At 69.6% G+C, this 3,206-nt stretch carries 4 protein-coding genes; 3 read left to right on the forward strand and 1 reads right to left on the reverse strand.

Annotated elements, in window-relative coordinates; translation table 11 throughout:
• Positions 1 to 717 (forward strand): methyl-accepting chemotaxis protein (locus Q1K70_RS01350; protein ID WP_300154680.1); only part of this gene is annotated, 717 nt, incomplete at its 5' end.
• Positions 718 to 730: 13 nt separating this feature from the next.
• Here the strand turns inward: Q1K70_RS01350 and Q1K70_RS01355 are convergent.
• Positions 731 to 1,501, reverse strand: coding sequence for a phosphatase PAP2 family protein (locus tag Q1K70_RS01355; RefSeq protein ID WP_300154683.1), 771 nt, complete (start codon positions 1,499 to 1,501; stop codon positions 731 to 733).
• 432 nt (positions 1,502 to 1,933) lie between these two features.
• Here Q1K70_RS01355 and Q1K70_RS01360 point away from each other — a divergent pair, with 432 nt between their 5' ends.
• Entirely contained in the window at positions 1,934 to 2,659 is a 726-nt protein-coding gene (locus Q1K70_RS01360) for a MotA/TolQ/ExbB proton channel family protein (protein ID WP_300154686.1), read from the forward strand.
• Position 2,660: 1 nt separating this feature from the next.
• Positions 2,661 to 3,095, forward strand: a complete 435-nt coding sequence (tolR, locus tag Q1K70_RS01365; RefSeq protein WP_300154688.1) for a protein TolR — start codon at positions 2,661 to 2,663, stop codon at positions 3,093 to 3,095.
• The last annotated feature ends 111 nt before the right edge of the window (positions 3,096 to 3,206 follow it).

Genomic DNA, 3,206 nt, shown 5'->3' on the forward strand with positions numbered 1-3,206 from the left:
GCCCAGGCCAGGGGCCAGGCCGAGGAGGGGACGACGCTCATGGCGCGCGTGGCCGAGGCCATGGAGCGGGTCCGGGCCGACGCGCGCCAGTCCCGGGAGCGCATGGGTGACCTCGGCCGGCGGGCCGAGGACGTGGGCCGCATCCTCGGCATCATCTCGGACATCGCCGACCAGACGAACCGGCTGGCCTTAAACGCCGCCATCGAGGCGGCCAGGGCCGGGGAGGCCGGCCGTGGGTTCGCCGTGGTCGCCGACGAGGTCAGAAAGCTGGCCGAAAAGACCATGCGCGCCACCAAGGAGGTGGGCGAGGCCACCCGGGGCATCCAGGACGGCACGCGGCGCAACGGCGAGGCCGTGGGCCGCTCCGCCGCGGCCGTGGAGGAGACGGCCGCCCTGGCCGGCGAGGCCGGCGAGGCCCTGCGCCGCATCGTGGCCCTGGTCGACGCCACGGCCGACCAGGTGCGCTCCATCGCCACGGCCTCGGAGGAACAGTCCGCCACCAGCGACGAGATCAACCGGACCGTGGGGGAAATCAGCGCCATTTCCTCGGAAACGGCCGAGTCCATGGGCCAGTCCGTGGAGGCGGTCAAGGTGCTGGCGCGCCAGGTGGAGGCGCTCTCGGCCCTTCTCGGGACGCTCCAGGGACATGGCCGGCCGCAAGCCGAGGCCGCGCCCCCGGCCCTTTCCCGGGGCCGGACCCTGCGCCTGGCTTCGTAGCGGTCGGGCTCGCTCAGTTCACGCTCCGGGGCTGGCGGTCGTGCGTCGCCGGCCCCGGGGCCGCGATGCCGGGCCCCGGCCAGTCCCTCGGCCCCAGGCCCAGCGCCCGGCGGACCTCGTCCCCGGCGGCGTCCAGTTCGCGGACGAAATCCCCGTTTTCCAGCAGTGCGGCGGCGACGACCGTGCCGGCGATGCGCCCGGCCGCGATGTCGCTTAAGTAGTGCACCCCGCCGATCACCCGGTTTTCCCCGTATTCCCTGGCCCGTTCGAAGATCTCCTCCCGCCGCTCCGGGACCATCTCGGCCAGCGCGATGGCGGTCACGGCGGCGAAAAGCGCGTGGCCGCTCGGGTACGCCGCGCCGCGCGGCACCTTGAGGCAGGGTTTCACCTCGGGATCGGCCTGGGAGGGCCGGGGCCGGTTCCAGTGCTCCTTGGCGTCGCCGAACATGGCGTCGGCCGTTTCTTTGAGCTTTTCGAAAAAAGGCAGGGCCAGGGGCAGGTTTTCGGCCGTGAAACCCGATCCCAGGGCCGGGGCGAAGCGCAGCACGGACCGTTTCGCGTCGGCCTGGACCAGGGCTTCCATTTCCGGGGTGCGCCGGCGCTGCCGGTCGAGCACGGCGGCGAGGTCCTCGCGCTGCCGGGCCGAGCCCGGGGCCGGGGGCGGCGGCAGGAGTCGGGCGAAGTCGATGGCCTGCCCGGGAGCCGGCGCGTGCTCGCCGGCCGGCAGGACCTGGGGGATGCACAAAAAAAGCAGCAGGAAAAGCCAGGCGGTGTGTCGTCGCATGGAGGCCTCCGGAACGTGGGAGGTTTCGTATGGGGGCGAAGCACGGCGGCGGATGGCCGGCCCGGCCGCGCCGGACGTGGCCGTCCGATGCGCGGCTTCGAGCTGTCTGTTGTCTGTGTGCGCCGTGTTTCCTTACACTGTTGCGTGAAAAAGTGAAGCAAGTCCGTGCGCCGCACTTCAGGAAGGTTTTTTCCACAATTCGTGTCACTTGACGGGTCCCACGAATTTGTTCACAAACAGCATGCCGCTTCCTCGCCGTTGCGCCGGGAATGCTCTCGCGTCGATGCTTTCTCTGGGCGCGTGCCGGGAAAAAACGGCGTTTTTCGGCAACGGATGCCTCCACGTTGATTCCTGAAGCGTCGTGTCGCGGACGGTTTCCCGGCACGGCCGTCCATCGTCCCGTGGCAAACCTGTCGCCCGAGGAGGCTTCGCATGGGAACGTTCACGCCGCACGGCGGTTTTCTGGGCATGCTGGCGGGCGCAACGCCGACGGTGCTTTTCGTGCTCGGCGTGCTCGGGGTCATGTCCGTGGGCTGCTGGAGCATCATCCTGGTCAAGGTCTTCACCCTGACCGGGGCCAAGCGCGAGGCGGCCCGGGACTACGCCCGGTTCCAGGAGGCCGCCACCCTGCGCGAGGCCATGCAGGAGCTCGCGTCCTCGCGCCGCTCGCCGGCCTTCCATGTGGGCAGGCTGGCCTTCGCCGAACTGGTGCGCATGGAGGAGGCGGCCCTCAGCCCGGCCGAAAAGGGCCACGTGGCCATGGACAACATCCGCCGGGTCCTGCGCCAGGGCGTGACCCAGGAGCTCGGCAACCTCTCGCGCAATCTCGGTTTCCTGGCCACCTGCGCCAACGCCACGCCGTTCATCGGCCTTTTCGGCACGGTCTGGGGCATCATGAACTCGTTTCATTCCATCGGGCTCATGCAGTCCGCCGCTCTGGCCGCCGTGGCCCCGGGCATCTCCGAGGCCCTGGTGGCCACGGCCATCGGCCTGGCCGTGGCCATCCCGGCGGTCATCGCCTACAACTTCTTCCTGGGCTACATGCAGACCATCGAGCGGGAGCTGGTCAATTTCGCCGGCGCGTTTCTCAACCGCATCCAGCGCGAGGTGAGCTGGGCTCCGGCCAAGGCCGAGGCCGCGACGCCGGGGAGGGGCTGAGATGGGCATGCAGGTCGGCGGCCGGGGCCGCATGCTGGCCGACGTCAACGTCACGCCCTTCGTGGACGTGATGCTGGTGCTGCTCATCATTTTCATGGTCACCGCGCCCATGATGACCCAGGGGCTACAGGTGGACCTGCCGCAGACGCGGGCGGTGAGCGCGTTGCCCAAGGAGAGCGATTCCGTGGTGCTCACGGTCAAGGCCGACGGCGCGCTTTTCCTCGACAAGTACCAGGTGGAGCTGGGCGATCTGGAAGGCCAGGTGCGCCAACTCGTGACCAACCAGAAAAAGCAGCTTTTCCTGCGGGCGGACAAGGCCGTGCCCTACGGCACGGTGGTGGCGGTCATGGGCGTGGTCAAATCCGCCGGCGTGGACAAGCTGGGCGTGGTGGCCGAGGAAGAAAAACCGGCCGCGCCAGCCAAGCGTCCGTCCTAAGCGCATAAAATGCGGCGCTTTGCCGCTGGCGCCCGTGGTCGCGGAATTCCGGGCAACGTGCTGGCCGGCTTTGCGGCCTGCGGGTTGCCCGAAATTCCCCGACCACATGGT

It is taken from the genome of Solidesulfovibrio sp. (genome assembly GCF_029978005.1).
In the GTDB taxonomy this organism is placed as follows: Bacteria; Desulfobacterota; Desulfovibrionia; order Desulfovibrionales; family Desulfovibrionaceae; genus Solidesulfovibrio.